General features: G+C 39.9%; 18 protein-coding genes and 1 other RNA gene. 10 read left to right on the plus strand and 9 right to left on the minus strand.

What is annotated here, in order from left to right:
- Nucleotides 1-56: 56 nt before the first annotated feature.
- Nucleotides 57-569 carry an acyl-CoA thioesterase gene (locus tag AC4E8C_RS19740; RefSeq protein ID WP_490208332.1) on the plus strand — a complete coding sequence of 171 codons (513 nt, stop codon included), beginning with the start codon at nucleotides 57-59 and terminating at the stop codon, nucleotides 567-569.
- An 87-nt stretch (nucleotides 570-656) separates the two neighbouring features.
- Here the strand turns inward: AC4E8C_RS19740 and AC4E8C_RS19745 are convergent, their stop codons facing one another.
- The 4 genes from AC4E8C_RS19745 to AC4E8C_RS19760 form a co-directional block, all read right to left on the minus strand.
- The gene (locus AC4E8C_RS19745; protein WP_490208333.1) at nucleotides 657-1637 is read right to left on the minus strand and encodes a cation diffusion facilitator family transporter; all 981 of its coding nucleotides are present in this window, start codon (nucleotides 1635-1637) and stop codon (nucleotides 657-659) included.
- Nucleotides 1638-1769: 132 nt separating this feature from the next.
- On the minus strand, nucleotides 1770-2003 hold the full coding sequence (locus AC4E8C_RS19750; RefSeq protein WP_490208334.1) for a hypothetical protein: 234 nt from the start codon (nucleotides 2001-2003) through the stop codon (nucleotides 1770-1772).
- 70 nt (nucleotides 2004-2073) lie between these two features.
- Nucleotides 2074-3075, minus strand: a complete 1002-nt coding sequence (locus AC4E8C_RS19755; RefSeq protein WP_490208335.1) for an AI-2E family transporter — start codon at nucleotides 3073-3075, stop codon at nucleotides 2074-2076.
- 107 nt (nucleotides 3076-3182) lie between these two features.
- The gene (locus AC4E8C_RS19760; RefSeq protein ID WP_490208336.1) at nucleotides 3183-4211 is read right to left on the minus strand and encodes a polysaccharide deacetylase family protein; all 1029 of its coding nucleotides are present in this window, start codon (nucleotides 4209-4211) and stop codon (nucleotides 3183-3185) included.
- Nucleotides 4212-4547: 336 nt separating this feature from the next.
- Here AC4E8C_RS19760 and AC4E8C_RS19765 point away from each other — a divergent pair, with 336 nt between their 5' ends.
- The 9 genes from AC4E8C_RS19765 to arcC all read left to right on the plus strand — a co-directional run bounded on the left by AC4E8C_RS19765 (nucleotide 4548) and on the right by arcC (nucleotide 13896).
- Nucleotides 4548-4766: a hypothetical protein gene (locus AC4E8C_RS19765; RefSeq protein ID WP_490208337.1), complete on the plus strand. Its 219-nt coding sequence runs from the start codon at nucleotides 4548-4550 to the stop codon at nucleotides 4764-4766.
- A gap of 91 nt (nucleotides 4767-4857) precedes the next feature.
- The gene (locus AC4E8C_RS19770) at nucleotides 4858-5490 is read left to right on the plus strand and encodes a DUF2085 domain-containing protein (protein WP_490208338.1); all 633 of its coding nucleotides are present in this window, start codon (nucleotides 4858-4860) and stop codon (nucleotides 5488-5490) included.
- Between the two features lie 213 nt (nucleotides 5491-5703).
- Nucleotides 5704-6156 (plus strand): arginine repressor, encoded by a 453-nt coding sequence (gene argR / locus AC4E8C_RS19775; RefSeq protein ID WP_490208339.1) that lies wholly within the window; start codon nucleotides 5704-5706, stop codon nucleotides 6154-6156.
- A 33-nt stretch (nucleotides 6157-6189) separates the two neighbouring features.
- Nucleotides 6190-6891 carry a Crp/Fnr family transcriptional regulator gene (locus AC4E8C_RS19780; protein ID WP_490208340.1) on the plus strand — a complete coding sequence of 234 codons (702 nt, stop codon included), beginning with the start codon at nucleotides 6190-6192 and terminating at the stop codon, nucleotides 6889-6891.
- A gap of 299 nt (nucleotides 6892-7190) precedes the next feature.
- The gene (arcA, locus tag AC4E8C_RS19785; protein WP_490208341.1) at nucleotides 7191-8480 is read left to right on the plus strand and encodes an arginine deiminase; all 1290 of its coding nucleotides are present in this window, start codon (nucleotides 7191-7193) and stop codon (nucleotides 8478-8480) included.
- 37 nt (nucleotides 8481-8517) lie between these two features.
- Entirely contained in the window at nucleotides 8518-9528 is a 1011-nt protein-coding gene (argF, locus tag AC4E8C_RS19790; protein ID WP_490208342.1) for an ornithine carbamoyltransferase, read from the plus strand.
- Between the two features lie 470 nt (nucleotides 9529-9998).
- On the plus strand, nucleotides 9999-11351 hold the full coding sequence (locus AC4E8C_RS19795) for a M20 family metallopeptidase (RefSeq protein ID WP_490208343.1): 1353 nt from the start codon (nucleotides 9999-10001) through the stop codon (nucleotides 11349-11351).
- 30 nt (nucleotides 11352-11381) lie between these two features.
- Entirely contained in the window at nucleotides 11382-12872 is a 1491-nt protein-coding gene (locus tag AC4E8C_RS19800; protein ID WP_490208344.1) for a YfcC family protein, read from the plus strand.
- 61 nt (nucleotides 12873-12933) lie between these two features.
- The gene (arcC, locus tag AC4E8C_RS19805; protein ID WP_490208345.1) at nucleotides 12934-13896 is read left to right on the plus strand and encodes a carbamate kinase; all 963 of its coding nucleotides are present in this window, start codon (nucleotides 12934-12936) and stop codon (nucleotides 13894-13896) included.
- 407 nt (nucleotides 13897-14303) lie between these two features.
- On the opposite strand, the gene ssrA is transcribed toward arcC, so the two are convergent.
- The 5 genes from ssrA to secG all read right to left on the minus strand — a co-directional run bounded on the left by ssrA (nucleotide 14304) and on the right by secG (nucleotide 18928).
- Nucleotides 14304-14639, minus strand: a transfer-messenger RNA (tmRNA) gene (ssrA, locus tag AC4E8C_RS19810).
- Between the two features lie 169 nt (nucleotides 14640-14808).
- Nucleotides 14809-15276, minus strand: coding sequence for an SsrA-binding protein SmpB (gene smpB / locus AC4E8C_RS19815; protein ID WP_490208346.1), 468 nt, complete (start codon nucleotides 15274-15276; stop codon nucleotides 14809-14811).
- A gap of 145 nt (nucleotides 15277-15421) precedes the next feature.
- On the minus strand, nucleotides 15422-17785 hold the full coding sequence (gene rnr, locus AC4E8C_RS19820) for a ribonuclease R (RefSeq protein WP_490208347.1): 2364 nt from the start codon (nucleotides 17783-17785) through the stop codon (nucleotides 15422-15424).
- A gap of 27 nt (nucleotides 17786-17812) precedes the next feature.
- Nucleotides 17813-18559, minus strand: coding sequence for an alpha/beta hydrolase (locus tag AC4E8C_RS19825; protein ID WP_490208348.1), 747 nt, complete (start codon nucleotides 18557-18559; stop codon nucleotides 17813-17815).
- Nucleotides 18560-18694: 135 nt separating this feature from the next.
- Entirely contained in the window at nucleotides 18695-18928 is a 234-nt protein-coding gene (secG, locus tag AC4E8C_RS19830; protein WP_490208349.1) for a preprotein translocase subunit SecG, read from the minus strand.
- Nucleotides 18929-18996 lie beyond the last annotated feature (68 nt).

Below are 18996 nucleotides of genomic sequence, written 5' to 3' on the forward strand. Positions count from 1 at the left end.
CAAGGAACAAAATGACGATATTGGACAAAATATTAAAAACAACAGGAGGAATTCTGATGAATGCAAAAACGTGTAATGAATCAAGAGTAGTGAGAACAAGCAGGATTTTTCCTAATGATGTGAATAACCATAACACCTTATTTGGTGGAAAGTTAATCAGTGATATTGATATGATCGCATCAATTTCAGCAACAAGACATTCTCGAGCAGAATGTGTCACGGCCTCAATTGATTCGGTAGATTTCCTTAGCCCTATCACACCAAAGGATTCCGTTTGTATTGAAACCTTTGTCTCTTCAACAGGGACTTCATCAATGGAAATCTTCGTCAAAGTAATTGCCGAAAATCTAATTTCTGGTGATCGAAAAATTGCTGTTACAGCCTTTTTAACCTTTGTAGCTTTAGATGAACATGGAAAACCAACCAAGGTTCCTGGGATTATTCCCGAAACAGAGGAAGAGAAAAAGCTTTATGAAACGGGTAAAGAACGGGCAGAAAAACGTAAGGAACATCGAAAAAGCAGTAAAGAACTAGCCAATATTCTTACCATCCATAAACCATGGGAATAAGTTTACTCCTTCTTAGGTGCAAAAAGGTTCGCGGAAATCTCCGCGAACCTAGAATATGTTTAACAGTAGTCATGCATATCTATTCCATTATTTCTTTGTTACCTCTTCTTTTTTCGATACTTGCCACGTCATGACATCATCTTCTTCATCAATCTCAATCGTAACATCAACAACTCCCTTTTCAGCCATGATTCTTTCCTCAAGACGGTCTTTAATATCATCAGCTTCAGCAACCGTCATCGTTGGGTCTATTTCAATTTCTAATTCTACATGCAGGTCTTCGCCTTCTTTGATGACGGTAATGTCTTGAATATCCTTTACATCAGGATCATTCATTACCAACAAACCAATGCGGCTTTCCATTTCCTCATCCGCTATTCCGATTACCCCGGCAGCATTATCTAAAAAGACCTTCCCTACTACAAAGAACATCATTGCACCGATAAGGACGGAGGCAATTCCCTCTAATTGATGAAAATCTGTGTAGTGGGCAATGACAACAGCAATAATAGCTAATAATCCGCCTAAGGTGGCTACAGAATCCTCCAAAAATACAAGCTTTGTGGCTGGTTTTGCTTTCCCCAAATTAGCTAAGCTTTTAAAAAATACATTAAATCCGCTTGCTTCGACCTCAACCTCATGTAATATTTCTTTCATTGCTTTGAATAAAACAAACATTTCAAGAAGGGTAGCCACAACTAAAACACTAATATTAATCAAAAATCCTCCCGATTTTGTGGGGTGGATAATATGATGGTATCCTTCTTTTATTGTTTCAAAAGCCATAATGCCAACAATTAAAACCGCCCCAAGGAGCACAAGGTTTACTAACCGCCCAAAGCCGTTCGGATACTTTTCCGTTGGTGCCTTCTTACTTAAGGCCGAACCGACAAAGACAAAGAACTGATTGGCCGCATCTCCAAGACTGTGCATGGTTTCGGCAAACATCGCGACATTACCTGTGAACATAAAGGCAACGCCCTTTATGACCGAAATAATCGTATTAATCACAGCTGCAAGCAGGGCAGATTTATTTCCACGTTTTAATAATTGTACTATTTCTCCCATCGAATCCTCTTCTCTTTATAAAATTAGATCGCTTTTCATTAATATTTTCTAAAATTACTTATTTCATGAAAGTATTTTCTAACAGTGAAGGCCACGAGCAATAACCCCCGGCCCCCTCATGTAGCATGTTCATTACGCGCGTTTCAAGACACTGTATAAACGTTTATTTCTTTCATTTTGTTCATCCTCAGATGCCAAATCGTATTTCTTCAAAAGATGAAACACTTCATTTAAGAGCTCCTGTGTATGATCCTTTTCAAAAAAATAATTGAAGAGTATCTTCATTTCTTCAGGTAAAAAGGTCTCCTGAGATTCGTATTTCTTTTTTACATCTTCCTTCGAGTGGTTTAATTTGCATTCGCTCATCCGTAACATTCTCCTTGTTTTCTATTTACTTTTAGAATAACAAAAAAAGCCCATTGGATGGGCTTTTTCATTAAACTTTTTTACTATCCGTCACTTCTAAAACGTCCAATAGGAAGACAAACACTGGAATACCAATAATTAAACCCCAAACACCAAAAAAGTGCTCAGAGAATATCAAGACAATGAATGTATAGAAAACAGGCAGATTTGTCTTTGAACTCATTAAATTAGGATTTAAGATATAAGCCTCAATCCCATGAATAATCGCAATCGCAATTGCCACATACAACACCTTAATCATGCCGCCAATACTGTAGGCGATGATAATGAGCGGGATTAAGGAAATAATTACCCCTGCAACAGGGATTAAACCTAATATGAAAATCATAATCGACAGCCCGCCAAGCTGTGGAAAATCCAATAACCATAGAAAAATAGTTGTAAGCGTACAGTTTACTAAGGCAATGATTAGTTGAGCCTCAATTACTTTTCCAAATGTTCCTACAAACTTATGAGCAAAAAATTCAATTTCTACATAGATAGAAGAAATTTTGCTTGTTCTAAATTTCTTTGTAAATTCAATTAACCGTGGTTTTTCTAATAAGCAAAAGATGCTAAGCAACAACGCAAGTAATACTTGTAACGTAATACTGCTTATATCAGTGAAGTACTTAATTAAAAACGTGAAACCTTGTTCCAAATAACTTGAGATCTGAACTTCCTCTATTCGACTAACCAAATAATTTAAAATAATATTGTCATGCTTGGATGTGTAAAAAGCGGTTAGCTGCTTGATGAGTGCGGTAATTTCCCCAACAATCATCGGCAGATACATGACTAAACAATACGACAGTAAACCAACAATACATGCATATGAAATGACCACAATCAATTTACGATTAAGCGGAATCTTCTTCTCAATAAATTGAACAAGACGGTCCATTAAAAAAGTAAATATAAAGGTAAGTAAAATCAAATTAATCATGGATCTCATCGCATATAAAATAAGCGCAATAAATACAAAAATAGATATCCTTTTAAATCCGCTGCTCTGCAATAGTTTATTTATCATAGGTAATTATCAAACCCCATTAATTTACTAGTAAAAGATTAGAAAATATTTTGAATACAGACTAATTATATCAAACATATATCTATTTTGTCCGTAATAGATTGTTTTTAATTTTTAAATTGAAATGGGGGCATGGAGCTATCGATCGCTTTGCCTTCAAATCCTTGACTAGTTAGGTAATCTAGGAGCTGTGGCAAATTAGCTAAGGTTTCTTTTCTTTCGTGCAATAGTATAATAATCGGCCCATTATGGTTGGCCATTCTGTTTAACTGTTCTTTAACACTATTGACATACCTGGCATCTCTATAATCCCAGTCTCTGCTGTCAATATTCCAATCCCACATCAAATATCCTTGATCATGAACCGCCTGTCTATACTCGGCTGTCATATGTGGCACACTGCCATACGGTGTTCTCATAATATAGGAATCAACCCCTGATATTTCTTTCAAGGTGTTCCGATTTTGCGTTAATTCAGCAATAATTGAATCCGCTGACGCATAAAAAATCTTTGGATTATGTGAAACACTATGGAGACCTACCGTCTCACCAGACTGAACCATTAATTTTACTGCTTCAGGATACTTGCGAATATTACCGTCAATCATAAAAAAGGTTGCTTTATAATGATATTTTTCTAAATTGGCGATAATTTCACCGGAATATGCCGATGGCCCATCATCAAAAGTTAAATAAATCGTTTTCTTTGCACCAGAGGCAGCGTTAGCCGGCTGAGTAGTCGTTTGATTAGGCTGACTCTGATCTGGCTCCTTAGTTTGTGGTTGTGGTGATTCTGGATCATTCGCGGCAGGTTGCTGCACGTCGGGCTCTGTGGCAGCTGTTTGCCCTTTGCTATTCTCACGGTCTTGCTTATTCACCCACTGTTTAGCTTTCTCCTGCTGTTGCTGGATTATTTCTTTTTCCTGATTTAAATCCTTTGTGTCTCTCTTTATGGTCTCTGGGGCAAGACCTTTCGCATACGCCCGATTGATAGATTCATTTTTTTGATGATTAATAGGTTTACTTGCCGCATTGGCCTGAAAATAATTGCTCACAATTATTCCTGCAAACAAGAATCCAATCGCAATAATAACGATTAATGCCCCTTTAGACCACCCGTTTTTTCGGTTCCCCATGGTACATACCCTCTTTGATGTTTTTTCCTTTTTTTATTATAGACGATTTACCCGCCCATTTGTTACAAATTTATTAAAAATATTACAAAACTATTAAATCAGTTACTTTGACAAGTATAGACAAATATTTCTGTTTTTCGATTGGAAAATTTACAACTTTTTACCAATCTATTATACCAATAATCACCTAAAAATGGTGGTTACCAAAAAAAATAATTCAGAAATTTCAAAAGGCAGGACAGGCAAAATCTTTTATGGAATGTCATACATATCATTGTATGAGATTTTCCTTTTTCCTGTTTTGTGTTGTCCTGTATATAAATGGAGGTGAAATTTATGTCAGGTGGTCAAAAAGCATTATTCTACATTTTATCAATCCTTATCCCTATTGTTGGACTTATTTTAGGAATTATTTGGATGAATGATCAGGATCCTGAAAAGAAAGCCGTAGGAAAAAACTGTTTAATAATTGCCATCGGTGTCACCGTATTAAGCTGTATCTGTTGGTTTGCACTTTCCGCCTTCTCCTTTGCACCTTTTATGTCGGGCTACTAAGAAAAGCGGAAGCGCCCTTTATATTTATTTAAAAAGTAAAAACCCAATTCATTTAAATGAATTGGGTTCATGATTATTGGAGTGATGTTCGTTGACTTTATATCTACTACATTTCTTTGGAAAAGCCATTTGCCATCAACTTATAGATCGTTCACTCCAAATCTCGGGCCAAACACTTTCCGTGTGTGCCCGGGATACTGGTATTTACCTGGGTATTTCTTCCACACTAGCCTATTTGTTTTTTTTCAAACGAAACAAACCCCTGACGATTCCATCGATTAAGGTCAGTTTTTTCCTTTTATTATGTATGAGTTCAATGATGTTGGATGGTGCTGGATCCTACGCCCATTTATTTGAGAGCAATAATATCAGAAGATTGATAACAGGCATTTGTTTTGGTTTTGCCCTGCCATATTTCCTTTACCCATTGCTTTCAACAAAAGTGATTGATTCAAAAAATGAACCAGTCGTCATGCATGTAAAAGATTTGCTTATACCACTGTTACTATGCAGCATCCTTGGAGTGTTGACCTATTGGGGAAAACTGTCGTTTTATGTGATCGATAGTTTACTTATTGTAATGGTAATCACCTGGTTCAGTCTATTGAGTTCATTTTTATTTTCATTCATTCCTAACCGATATCTCAAATGGCCAGTATCAATCTTTAGCAGTCTCCTATTTCTTACTGTGCTTTCTTTGCTGCACGGCTATGTCTTAGCTTGAGCCGTTGCATCTCTATTTTTACTATGCTTTTAACTGGATTTCTCTTTTTGGGGGGAATCTTTTTTTGCTAATTTTTTCATTTTAATTCTTGACAAAAGGATGCCTGCAAACTTAAACCTTGATATTTGGTAAGTTCACGATTTATACATACCATTTAAGCGTCATTGGCAATATGATGGTAATGAGGAATCTTATAGAAAGTGAGTTTGCCATATGAATAAAGAGATGAGATTGCAAACGATTTCGAAATTGATCTCTGAGCAAGAGATTAAGACACAGGAAGAACTTGGACAATGGCTTACCGATAGCGGCTTACAGGTAACCCAGGCAACGATCTCAAGAGACATCCGTGAGCTTAAACTGATCAAGGTTCCCTCAAAGGATGGCAGCTTAAAGTATAGTTTTAAAATGGATCAGGAGTATGTCATATCTGAAAAGCTTCGCCATAAATTGCGGGATGCTCTTATTAGTATGGAGGTTATTAACTATTTTGTGATTATTAAGACACTGCCTGGACATGCCCATGCTTTTGGGGCACTGCTTGATTCCATTGAACTAGAAGGTAAAGCGGGAACCATTTGCGGAAATGATACCTGTTTAATTATCTGCCGTTCCCCTGAAGAGTCTGAAAGAATCAAGCAGCAAATTGATCTACTTCAAGATTAATATTCAATACCATTCACACGGAAAGGAGAGACCATGGTGCTCAACTCAAATGTGATAAAAATGGATGTGCTTGCTGATTTACAGCAATTTGATGTTTTTTCTTACATAACCACAAAAACATTACAATCCTATCTACCTCATTTTTATTTTAGAAGCTACAAAAAGAACCAATGTCTCTTTATGCAGGGAGACCCGCGGGATAAAATCTTTTTTTTACTTGATGGCTATGTTATGTATGAACGCGCTAGTGAAGAAGGCAGTATGCTCTATTTAGATTTCATTAAAAAAAATCAAATGTTCCCTTATGGAGGAATTTTTCAGGATCAGATTTACCAGGATACAGCGATAGCCGTTACTGACGTGCATTTATACTTTATCCAAACCCATGTCCTAGAGGAACTCCTAAAAACAAAGCCAAAGCAATTACTGTTTATTATTAATAAACTCTCAGAAATTCTGAATCTTCATCAGAAACGTGTACAGCGAATCCTTATTCCCAATGCGCAAGAACGCGTGCTGCATTCCCTGCAATATTTAATGGATGATTTAGGTGTGCGGGATGGTACAGAAATCGTTATTCCCTGCCCTCTGACTGCAGCCCACATTGCTAAAATCTCAGGGACAACGAGGGAAACCGTTAGTCTCTTAATCAACCAATTAAAGAGAGAAAAAATCATTTCCAATACTGCTAAAAAAATTAGGTTTCATTATCCCGATTATTTTAAAGAAATATAGTTAAGACCAAAAAGCTGGCTCTAGTGAGTCAGCTTTTTTGATTGACCGTTATGAATTTTCATAATTTTAGAACTTTATCTGTGAACATAATATGACATCCAACTATTATTCAAGCTTCTACCTTTGAATCTGAACCCTTTGTATGAATCTATACATATTTATACGATTTAATTTATGGACTCGACAAAAAAACGTTAAGATTATTACATTTTGTTTGTAAGGGATCTTACAAAAGAAAAGGCTTACATTGCGTAGAATGAAGGTGTAGCAAGGATATTTAGGAAAGAGGAGGAAAAAGGATGAACAGTATTGCTGAACTCACTTCGCAACGGGAAGTCCCTGCAAAATTAAAGCACCCGATCCATGTTACTTCTGAAATCGGTACGTTACGAACGGTTCTATTAAAACGGCCAGGAAAGGAAGTTGAAAATCTAACACCTGAATACTTACAAAGACTTTTATTCGATGATATTCCTTATTTACCAATTATCCAAAGAGAGCATGATTATTTTGCCGAAACATTAAAAAACCGAGGCATAGAAGTTCTATACCTCGAAAAATTGGTTGTTGAAACCTTAAGCAATGTAGACATAAAAAAACAATTTGTTGATGATATTTTACGAGAAAGCAAGGCCAATGTCAACGGGGCAGCAAAGGTGTTAAAAGAGTACTTACTCTCTTTTTCTACCGCAGACATGGTTGACAAAGTAATGAGTGGAATCCTTAAAAGAGAGATCGAACCAGAGAAAAAATCGCATCTCTATGAATTTATGGAAGACCACTATCCTTTTTACCTAGACCCAATGCCCAATCTTTATTTTACGAGAGACCCAGCTGCAAGCATTGGAAACGGGTTGTCGATTAACAGAATGCGTGAACCCGCCCGGCGCCGCGAATCGTTATTCATGCAATACATTATGAACTATCATCCGCGCTTCGCCGGTCATGATGTGCCTGTCTGGCTCGACCGTGACTTCGGCTTTTCGATTGAAGGCGGTGATGAACTTGTTCTGAGTGATGAAGTCATTGCAATAGGTGTTTCAGCGCGTACTTCTGCTCGTGCCATTGAAAAGCTAGCCCTTAACTTATTTAGAAGACAAAGCTCTATTAAAAAAGTAGTAGCAGTTGAAATTCCAAAATGCCGAGCTTTCATGCATCTAGATACAGTCTTTACCATGGTCGATTACGATAAGTTTACGATCCATCCTGAAATCCAAGGACCTCAAGGCAATATGAATATCTACATTCTTGAAAAAGGGTTCGATGATGAACATGTCAACATCACACATCGCACCAATCTTCAAGAAACGTTAAAGGATGTTTTACATCTTAGCGAGTTAATCTTAATCCCATGCGGAGGCGGGGATGAAATCGCGGCTTCCCGTGAGCAATGGAATGATGGTTCTAATACCTTAGCGATTGCCCCGGGTGTCGTGGTCACCTATGACCGAAATTATATCTCCAATGATTTATTACGTCAGCATGGAATCGAAGTAATTGAAATTCAAAGTTCAGAGTTGTCACGGGGCCGTGGGGGCCCACGCTGCATGAGCATGCCGATTGTTCGAGAAGATTTAAAAAATTTGTAGATAACAAATCTAACTAATAATAAGGAGAATGATAACAATGTTAATGACTGCCCCTAATTTTTATGGAAAAAGCTTTCTTTGTGAAAAAGATTTTTCAAAGGAAGAGTTTGTTTATTTAATAGATTTAGCGATGCGATTAAAAGATGAGAAGAAACACGGAATTCCTCACCGTTATTTAGAAGGGAAAAACATCGCCTTACTATTTGAAAAACCTTCTACTCGCACGCGCTGCGCTTTCACGGTTGCATGTGTCGATCTTGGCGCACACCCTGAATATTTAGGAAAAGACGATATCCAACTGGGCAAAAAAGAATCGATTGTAGATACTGCCAAGGTGTTAGGCCGGATGTTTGATGGCATTGAATTCCGCGGTTTTGAACACAAAAAGGTAGAAATGTTAGCAGAACATTCTGGTGTTCCGGTTTGGAACGGCTTAACCGATTTATGGCATCCAACCCAAACTCTCGCCGATTTCTTAACCGTGAAGGAAAACTTTGGCCGTCTGGAAGGAATTAAATTTGTCTATGTTGGCGACGGTAGAAATAATGTGGCTAACAGCCTGTTAGTTGGCGGAGCACTAGTTGGGATGGATGTTCGCATTTGCGCGCCAGAATCTTTGTTCCCTGCCCCTGAAATTGTAGAATTGGCACAAAATTTAGCAATGCAATCAGGTGGTCGTGTAACAGTTACAGCCGATGTCGCAGAAGGTGTTGCTGGGGCAGACGTTATTTATACAGATGTATGGGTATCCATGGGAGAAGAATCGAAGTTTGCGGAAAGAATTGCCCTTCTCTCTCCATATCAAGTAACGATGGATTTGGTGAATAAAACAGGCAACGACAAAATGATTTTCCTTCACTGCCTGCCAGCCTTCCATGACCAAGAAACGCTTTACGGCAGAGACATTTATGAGAAACATGGGCTTGCCGAAATGGAAGTAACCGATGAGGTATTCCGCAGCGAACATTCCAAAGTGTTTGATCAAGCAGAAAACAGAATGCACACGATTAAAGCTGTGATGGCAGCAACGCTGGGGCATATAGAGTAAATGACTTTCCTTTAGAAGTTCAAAGTGCCCGTTGGAGCTAAATTTTTCCTTCGACGGGCACTGTAAGAGGTTCACAGGTCCCGTTTGACTGATATTCTACCTTCGACGGGCACTATGAGAGGTTCACAGGTCCCGTTTGACTGATCTTCTTCCTTCGACGGGCACTATGAAAGGTTCACAGGTCCCGTTTGACTGATCTTCTTCCTTCGACGGGCACTATGAGAGGTTCACAGTTCCCGTTTGACTGATCTTCTTCCTTCGACGGGCACTATGAAAGGTTCACAGGTCCCGTTTGACTGATCTTCTTCCTTCGACGGGCACTATGAGAGGTTCACAGGTCCCGTTTGACTGAATTTCTTCCTTTGACGGGCACTATGAGAGGTTCACAGGTCCCGTTTGACTGATCTTCTTCCTTCGACGGGCACTGTAAGATCATTTAACTAAATAACCAGAAATGACGGAGGTTTAGCATGGACAACATCACCGAAGCTTTATTATCAGAACTTCGAAAAATAGAAAACGATTATCATCAAGCATTGATGCAGTTAATCGAAATTCCTAGTGTAATTAATGAAAATGAGAGTGATGGTCCATTTGGAAAGAATATAGACTTAGCCCTTCGAAAAACACTCGTGATTTGCCAACAACTGGGGTTTCAGACGTATTATGACCCAAAAGGCTATTACGGCTACGCTGAAATTGGGGACGGGACTGAAATGATTGGTATCCTTGGACATCTTGACGTCGTTCCGGCAGGCAGTAGTGAAGAGTGGAATACCCCTCCATTTCAAGGAATAATCAAGGATGGAAACATGTATGGCCGAGGAACCCAAGATGACAAAGGCCCGACACTTGCCGCACTCTTTGCTGTCAAAGCTTTAATGAATCTAGGCGTTTCTTTTCCTAAGAGAGTTCGATTTATTTTTGGCACAGATGAAGAAACATTATGGCGCTGTATGAATCACTATTGCGAACTGGAAGAGATTCCAAGCATGGGCTTTGCCCCTGACTCTGTCTTTCCGCTCGTGTATGCCGAAAAAGGTTTACTGCAGGTGCAATTAGAAGGGAAAAATGAATCTGACCTCCGAATCAGAGCTGGCAATTCATTCAATGCGGTGCCTGACACCGCTTCATATTCAGGAGGGAAACAAGAGTTAAAAGCTGCCTTGAATGAGTTAGGATTCTCCTTTGTCACAACTGAAAATGAAATCGTTGTTATTGGAAAGGCTGTTCATGCTCAAGTAACGGAAAAAGGAATAAATGCGATTAACCGTTTGGTAATGGGATTGAAGAAAGTTGGTTACACGTCTAAAGCCATTGATTTCGTTACGGATTTCATCAACGAAGATCCGTTTGCTGTAAAAATTTTTGGTGAACTTGAGGATGACGTTTCAGGTAAATTGAAGTTCAATGTGGGAAAAATTGAGTTAACGGAAGAAGTCGAAAGGCTATCTATAGATATCCGCATTCCTGTGACTGTGGATAAACAGGTCATTGTTGATACCCTTTCACATGCAGCAAAGAAGTATGGCCTCGCCTATAAAGAATTTGATTATCTAAAATCAATCTATGTACCAAAAGACCACTTTTTAATTCAAACATTAATGTCTGTCTACCAAGAGGTAACCGGTGATTTGGTTTCAGAACCAATCTCTTCCGGTGGAGCCACATATGCAAGAGCCATGGACAACTTCGTAGCATTTGGTGCTATTTTTCCCAAACAGACAAAAACAGAACATCAGCCAAATGAGCACATCGAATTAGAGCAAATGTTTAAAGCCATGCTTATTTATGCAAAAGCCATCTACCAATTAACCCGATAGATTTTATCTATAACTTATGGGGGAATTTTTATGAAAAAGTTGACGATGCCAAGCGCTTATACATTGTTATTTATGATTATTGTTGTTATTGCTGCCTTAACCTGGGTTATTCCAGGTGGTCATTACGATACCATTGTTGATAAAGCAACCGACCAACAAATTCCTGTAGCCGGAACGTACCAACAACTCGCAGAAGCTAAACAAACACCACAAGGATTATGGGAAGTCCTCAACGCTCCAATTAATGGATTCTTTGATGCCAAAGATATCGCGTTATTCGTTCTAGTGATTGGCGGTTTCCTTGGTGTGGTTATGAAAACGGGTGCTATTGATGCAGGGATCACCCGCGTGATTCGAAAATTAAAAGGCCGAGAGCAGTGGCTGATCCCCATCTTAATGGTTCTTTTTGCCATTGGCGGTTCAACCTATGGGATGGCAGAAGAAACCATTGCTTTCTATCCTATCCTGATTCCTGTGTTAATTGCAGCTGGGTATGATGCTTTAACAGCCGTTTCGATTATCGCGCTCGGAGCAGGGATCGGATGTTTAGGTTCAACGGTTAACCCGTTTGCAACCGGTATTGCCTCCGGATTTGCCGGCGTTTCGATTGGTGATGGGATGGGACTTCGCCTTATCATCCTTGTTGCAACGTTAATCGTGACCATCTGGTTTGTCATGCGCTATGCGAAAAAGGTAAAAGATGATTCATCTAAATCATTAATTGCCAATATGAAAGTGGAAAATGAGCAGCATTTTTTAACTCAATCAACTGAAGAAGTGAAATTTACTGGCCGTCATAAAGCCGTCCTTTGGGTGTTTGGGTTAACCTTCGTCGTGATGATTTTAGGGGTAATCCCATGGGCTTATAAATTTAATATTACTCTTTTTGAAGATATGACAAATGCAGTCGGAAAGGTTCCATTCATTGGTAAATTACTGGGCAGTATCATGCCGCTGGGTGACTGGTGGTTTGGCGAATTAACAATGCTGTTTTTAACATCTTCAATCATTATTGCCATCATTTACAGAATGGGAGAATTAGAGTTTACTAGTACATTCGTAAATGGAGCACGTGATTTATTGGGCGTTGCCCTGATTATAGGAATTTCACGCGGGATTACTGTTGTCATGGATGCTGGCGGTATGACAGCCACTGTCCTTCACTGGGGCGAAGGTATGTTAGAAAATATGGGATCTGTTCTATTTACGAACATCTCTTTCCTTTTCTACTTGCCATTATCCTTCCTTGTTCCTTCCACATCTGGACTGGCGACATTATCTATGCCAATTATGGCACCATTAGCCGACTTTGCTGGGGTGGGCAGAGATTTAGTGATTACCGCCTATCAAAGTGCTTCCGGAGTTGTTAATTTGATTACCCCAACAAGCGCTGTAATTATGGGCGCCCTTGCCATTGCACGGATTCCATATAGCACGTACTTAAAACATGTTTGGAAGTTAGTAGTAGTGCTATCGGTAATCGTTATGGTAATTATGAGCATTGCAACGATAATGAATTAGAAAAGCGGAATAAACCACTTTAAACCAACAAAAAATTAGCCAAAAAGAGGGCGATTCATAGATGAAAAAACAAAAAATAGTGATAGCGTTAGGCGGCAATGCAATTCAATCAGGTGATGCAACAGCACATGCGCAGCAGCTAGCACTTGAAAAGACTGCCAGGCAGCTGGTGGACTTTATTGAAAAAGGGATTGATATTATTATCTCCCATGGCAATGGTCCGCAAGTGGGAAATATATTATTACAGCAGGCCGCTTGTGATTCTGTTAAAAATCCAGCTATGCCGCTTGATACTTGTGGTGCGATGAGCCAAGGCATGATTGGGTATTGGATGCAAAACGCGATGGATAAGGTGTTGAAAGAACGCGGAATGGAGAAAAATGTCGTGACCGTTGTCACCCGTGTTGTGGTTGACCCAAATGACCCTGCCTTCTTGAATCCAACAAAACCAATTGGACCTTTTTACCACGAAGAGGAAGCAACCAAATTGATGGCTGAAACGGAGATGATCTTTAAGGAAGATGCTGGCCGGGGCTGGCGCCGGGTTGTTCCATCCCCTCAACCCGTCAGCATTCGTGAGCATTCGGTAATTAATTCCCTTGTTGAGCAAGGAAACATTGTAATTTCTGTAGGCGGCGGGGGTATTCCTGTCATTGAAACAGACAACGGTTTACTTGGCGTCGAGGCAGTAATTGATAAAGATTTTGCTTCGCAAAAGCTGGCTGAATTAGTCGATGCCGATGCCTTAATTATTCTTACTGCTGTTGACAATGTCTATATTGATTTTAATAAACCAACCCAAAAAAAATTAGAAGATATAAGTATAGAGGAACTGCAGGCGTATATCAGAAGCGGCCATTTTGCGGCGGGGAGTATGCTTCCTAAAGTTCAAGCAGCCATCAACTTTGCCACAACGAGCACAGAACGGAAAACCATTATTACCTCCTTAGACCAGGCTTTTAATGCGATAGATGGCAAGGCTGGTACAGTTATTACCCTAAAGGGTGCACCTGTTCTTGCATAGCGGAAACCCCCTCACTGAAAATTTGCCAGTGAGGGGGTTTTCAATGTAAGCATATAAATATGTATATAAAAAAGACCAACATTTCTGCTGGTCTTGTTATCCACCTATGTATGGTGGAGACGGCGGGACGTGCGTTTCCATGCTTTCGTCATGGCACTGACTATATCTTGAACCTGTTTTTAAAACAGGCCCTCTGGCGTTTTATGCGGAACATAAATTTACCACATCAAGGTAGAAGTTCTGCATCCTAGTACTACCATAAAATATGGCAGCCTATAAGTCGATACACGGCTGTTGGATTACTCCACATACCGCTCGGCATTGCCTTATCACAATTATGTGACGTAGGTTTCACCGATAAAGCCAGATTTTCACTTGTGTGTTACCACACAAGGCGACTAAATTACTAATCGAACCCGCGTCCAAAGATATCGGCACTTAAGCATCTACGAGTGTAGTCGATATATTGGCGTTTCGCTGAGCCTTTTGCCTATCGACCGGCGTCCGGTCAGCTAGCCTGGTTATTCTCTTCCTTCGTCCTCAGGCGGTGGACTCCGGCGTAGCCTACTAAGAGTGAGTCCGCTACCCTACCACATAGGCGATGGAGGGGCGAACAGCTATGCAGTTATTAAGCTGCGAAAGCTAAGTTGTTGTTAGTTTTGCCAGTTATGGCTTTGACGTTTTAACGAGGCCGATCCCCTCGACTCGCAACCTAAGCTCAAACTACCCCTGTCGAATCCGTAGCGTCCCCATATAAAATGAGCGTAAATCTACTTAAAGATTTAGCATCAGACGTTAGGATTGCTCCATGAATGTAAGAGCAAAAGTTTCAGCCGCTTAACTTAGCGACAAACTTATTATAACACACTTTGCATACTTTTCAATTGTAATTATTTGTAAAATAATTTCCAATTACATCTTTTGACGATCACGAAAAGCCCGCTCAATCTCACGCTTCGCTTCTTTCTGCTTGAGTGATTCGCGCTTATCATAATTCTTTTTACCCTTTGCTAACCCAATTAAAACCTTACAGAAGCCATTTTTTAAATAAAGTTTTAATGGCACTATTGCATAACCTGCTTCTTTTGTTTCCCCGAGCAGTTTATTGATTTCACGTTTATGAAGCAGCAACTTCCTTGTTCGCAATGGATCGTGATTAAAAATGTTTCCCTGTTCATAAGGACTTACATGCATCCCAAACAGAACCGCTTCCCCATTTTGAACTCGTGCATAAGCATCCTTCAAATTGACCTTCCCGGCACGAATTGATTTAATTTCTGTACCCTGAAGAACAATTCCTGCTTCGTATGTTTCTTCAATAAAATAGTCATGGTAAGCCTTTTTGTTTTGGGCGACTACTTTTCCTAAACCTTTTGGCATTTGTTTCACCTCAACTCTATGGACTTATTTTAGCAGAATCCATTATCCTATACAATGAAAAGCGTAAGCGCCCTGGTCAGCAGCGTATTGACCTGGAGCTGGATATAAATGAAAAGAGGCCCTTTGGCAGAGCCTCCTCCGTTTGTTATTTATTTTTCCGCTTGTTACTTTTGTTTTTTGGAACGTTATCGTAAAATTTTCGTTTCTTTTTAGGTTTAGCACCTTGAGAAGTACCGCCTGTTTCCGACTTTTGACCATTGCGATTCCGGCCTTGTTTTTGATCGCTGCCTTGTTTGTTTCGACGCGGCTTATGGGTCGTGCTGCCCGTGTTAAAAACCCTCGATGTCTCTGGTCTCTCACGGCGTGTCCCTTTCATGCCGACAATTTCAAAGTCAATTGAACGTTCGTCTTTATTAACTTTAACCACTCGAACCGTAATTTCATCACCAATCCGATACACATTACCGGTCCGTTCGCCAATCATCGCAAGATGGCGCTCATCATAACGGTAATAATCATCAGTCATATAGCTGACATGGACAAGTCCTTCAATCGTATTAGGCAGTTCTACAAACATACCAAAGTTGGTAACCGAGCTGATAATCCCGTCATACTCGACGCCAATCTTATCCTCCATGTACTCTGCTTTCTTCAAGTCATCGGTTTCGCGTTCAGCATCGACCGAGCGGCGCTCCATTTTCGAAGAATGATCAGCAATTTCCGGTAAACGGGCATTCCATTTTTCCCTGGTCGCTTCATCAAGCTTTCCTTCAATTAAATAGGTGCGGATTAAACGATGAACAATCGTATCAGGATAGCGGCGAATTGGCGATGTGAAATGGGTATAAAACTCTGTTGCTAACCCAAAGTGCCCAAGGCTTTCAGGGTAATATTTTGCTTGCTGCATGGAGCGCAGCATGACTGTAGAAATCACCATTTCTTCTGGTTTACCTTGCACCTCTTCAATGATTTCTTGAAGGGCTCGAGGGTGCACATCATTGGCAGTCCCTTTCACAATATAACCAAAGTTCGTGATAAATTCGAAGAATCGCCGTAATTTATCTTCTTTTGGATCTTCGTGAATCCGGTAAATAAACGGTACTTCGAGCCAGTGGAAATGCTCCGCAACGGTTTCATTGGCTGCGAGCATAAACTCCTCAATTAATTTCTCCGCGACCGAACGCTCGCGAATAACAACATCGGTTGGCTTTCCTTCCTCATCAACCAGTACCTTTGATTCTTTAAAATCAAAATCGATGGCCCCTCGCTTCATCCGCTTGTTACGGAGTATAGCGGCAAGCTCTTCCATCATTTCAAACATCGGGACAAGTGACTCATATCGGGCGCGAGTTTCTTCATCCTTATCCGTTAAAATCCGATTCACATCATAGTACGTCATCCGCTCCGTTGTTTTAATGACGCTCTGGAAAATTTCGTGAGAAACCACTGTCCCCTCTGGAGAAATTTCCATTTCACATGACAGAACGAGACGGTCCACCCTTGGATTTAAGGAACAAATTCCGTTTGATAAACGATGGGGAATCATCGGAATAACTCGGTCTACCAAATAAACACTGGTGGCCCTTTCCTCTGCCTCGACATCAATGGGTGTACCTTCTTTTACATAATAGCTGACGTCAGCTATATGGACACCAAGTTTATAGTTTCCATTGTCTAGTTTTGTTACAGTAACTGCATCATCAAGGTCTTTCGCATCAGCCCCGTCGATGGTCACAATTGTCTCATTTCGTAAGTCGCGACGATTGGCTAATTCACTCTCATCTATCGTATCTGGTGTTTCATTCGCTTGCTTTAATACATCATCAGGAAAAGCCATCGGCAAACCGTGCTTATGTATAATAGAGAGAATGTCCACACCTGGGTCGTTTTTATGCCCAAGAATTTCAATTACTTCACCTTCAGCACTTTTACGTCCCTCCGGATATGTGATCAACTTGACGACTACCTTATGCCCTTCAACTGCCCCTTTTGAAGCAGCTTTCGGAATAAAAATATCATTAGCAAACTTTTTATCATCTGGGATGACAAAACCAAAACTTTTGCTCTCGACATACGTCCCAACGACTTGTTGAACGCCTCGTTCAATGATCCGAATAATGCTGCCTTCACGGCGAGTTCCAGATGATTCGGAAGATACACGTGCTAAAACGATATCACCATGCATGGCTGTATTGGTTTCATTTGGCGGAATAAAAATATCATCCATTCCAGGTTCATCTGGTACCACAAACGCAAATCCTTTTGCATGACCAATCAACTTACCACGGATTAAGTTCATTTTTTGCGGCAGACCGTAGCGGTTGCTGCGGGTTCGAACAACAAGTCCCTTTTCTTCCATTTGGACAAGCGCTTTAACAAACTCTTTAAAGTCCCCAGAGTCCTGAATTCCAAATGCGGCTTCTAACTCCTGAACGGTTAATGGTTTATAAGCCTCATCTCTCATATATTGCAAAAGCTTATCAATATGCTTTTGAATGCTATCCTCCAAGCATATCCCTCCTTAGTGGGTGTTATATTAATCGTGCCAATCCAATTTTTCTAAAAAGGTAAAGACATCTTCATGTAATTGATTACGTTCTTTATCTAATGTAATTACATGACTTGATTCTTCATACCATTTAATATCCTTTTGGACTGACTCAATTTCGTTAAAAATAATGTTTGCACTTTCGGTATTAATCATTTTGTCATGCCTAGCCTGAACGACAAAAGTTGGCGCATAGATCATGTCTACATTTTCACGAACGTCTGCTATTAATTGTTGCAGTGCTTTTAACGTATTCATCGGTGTCTTTTGAAACTCATTCATTTCCAATTCTATCTGCTCGGTTGTTTTTCCTTCGTGTCTTTTATATTCGCGAGCATACTCAAGAACTCCTTGGTACATAACCTCTTCACTTTTTATATACATCGGGGCACACATAGGTACAATACCCTTTATAGGTACAGTGTATCCCAATTTTAAAGAAAATACGCCGCCAAGTGACAAACCAGCAACAGCAATTTCTTCATGTCCTTTATTTTTTAAAAAATTATACCCATCCATGACATCCTTCCACCAGTCCTCTGGGCCGGTGTGGACAAGCTCTTCAGGCGGCACTCCATGTCCTTTATAGTGAGGGGCATGACAGGTATAGCCCTTTTTTTCTAAGAAGCGTCCTAGCATACGGACATCGGCCGAGTTGCCGGTAAATCCGTGAAGCAGCAAGACCGCTCGTTTTCCTCCCTCAAAGGTAAATGGTTTGGGTGGTGCAACTTTCATCTTAAAAACTCCTTTTATTTCAATTCACTCATTTTAGTTTAAGCATTGTTGAGGTGAACATTCCAGAAAAAAGACTTGTGGTGTTTTCTTTAAAAATAAAAAACCCGGCTTTATGCCAGGTTCAGATTGTAGAAATTAAATTTTAAAATAAGTAACAGCAAGTGCAAGAATAAAGAATAATACCGATAATACCACTGTAATGCGGTGTAAGATTAAGTCAATTCCTCGTGCTTTTTGCTTACCGAATAATGATTCAGCACCACCTGAAATGGCACCAGATAATCCAGCGCTTTTACCCGATTGAAGCAAAACAACCGCAATCAGACCAATACTTACGATCACTAATAATGTTACGACAAATGCATGCATGTAAGCCACCTCCTGTTAGACGTACAATTCACAGTATATTAAATTTAACATATTATTTCCCTTTAGAC

This window comes from Neobacillus sp. SRL179 (genome assembly GCF_984799095.1).

Bases quoted from the DNA above. Each gene is read 5' to 3' on its own strand.
- AC4E8C_RS19740 (WP_490208332.1), top strand. From the start codon at position 57: ATGAATGCAAAAACGTGTAATGAATCAAGAGTAGTGAGAACAAGCAGG.
- AC4E8C_RS19745 (WP_490208333.1), bottom strand. From the start codon at position 1,637: ATGGGAGAAATAGTACAATTATTAAAACGTGGAAATAAATCTGCCCTG.
- AC4E8C_RS19750 (WP_490208334.1), bottom strand. From the start codon at position 2,003: ATGAGCGAATGCAAATTAAACCACTCGAAGGAAGATGTAAAAAAGAAA.
- AC4E8C_RS19755 (WP_490208335.1), bottom strand. From the start codon at position 3,075: ATGATAAATAAACTATTGCAGAGCAGCGGATTTAAAAGGATATCTATT.
- AC4E8C_RS19760 (WP_490208336.1), bottom strand. From the start codon at position 4,211: ATGGGGAACCGAAAAAACGGGTGGTCTAAAGGGGCATTAATCGTTATT.
- AC4E8C_RS19765 (WP_490208337.1), top strand. From the start codon at position 4,548: ATGTCAGGTGGTCAAAAAGCATTATTCTACATTTTATCAATCCTTATC.
- argR (WP_490208339.1), top strand. From the start codon at position 5,704: ATGAATAAAGAGATGAGATTGCAAACGATTTCGAAATTGATCTCTGAG.
- AC4E8C_RS19780 (WP_490208340.1), top strand. From the start codon at position 6,190: ATGGTGCTCAACTCAAATGTGATAAAAATGGATGTGCTTGCTGATTTA.
- arcA (WP_490208341.1), top strand. From the start codon at position 7,191: ATGAACAGTATTGCTGAACTCACTTCGCAACGGGAAGTCCCTGCAAAA.
- argF (WP_490208342.1), top strand. From the start codon at position 8,518: ATGTTAATGACTGCCCCTAATTTTTATGGAAAAAGCTTTCTTTGTGAA.
- AC4E8C_RS19795 (WP_490208343.1), top strand. From the start codon at position 9,999: ATGGACAACATCACCGAAGCTTTATTATCAGAACTTCGAAAAATAGAA.
- AC4E8C_RS19800 (WP_490208344.1), top strand. From the start codon at position 11,382: ATGAAAAAGTTGACGATGCCAAGCGCTTATACATTGTTATTTATGATT.
- arcC (WP_490208345.1), top strand. From the start codon at position 12,934: ATGAAAAAACAAAAAATAGTGATAGCGTTAGGCGGCAATGCAATTCAA.
- smpB (WP_490208346.1), bottom strand. From the start codon at position 15,276: ATGCCAAAAGGTTTAGGAAAAGTAGTCGCCCAAAACAAAAAGGCTTAC.
- AC4E8C_RS19825 (WP_490208348.1), bottom strand. From the start codon at position 18,559: ATGAAAGTTGCACCACCCAAACCATTTACCTTTGAGGGAGGAAAACGA.
- secG (WP_490208349.1), bottom strand. From the start codon at position 18,928: ATGCATGCATTTGTCGTAACATTATTAGTGATCGTAAGTATTGGTCTG.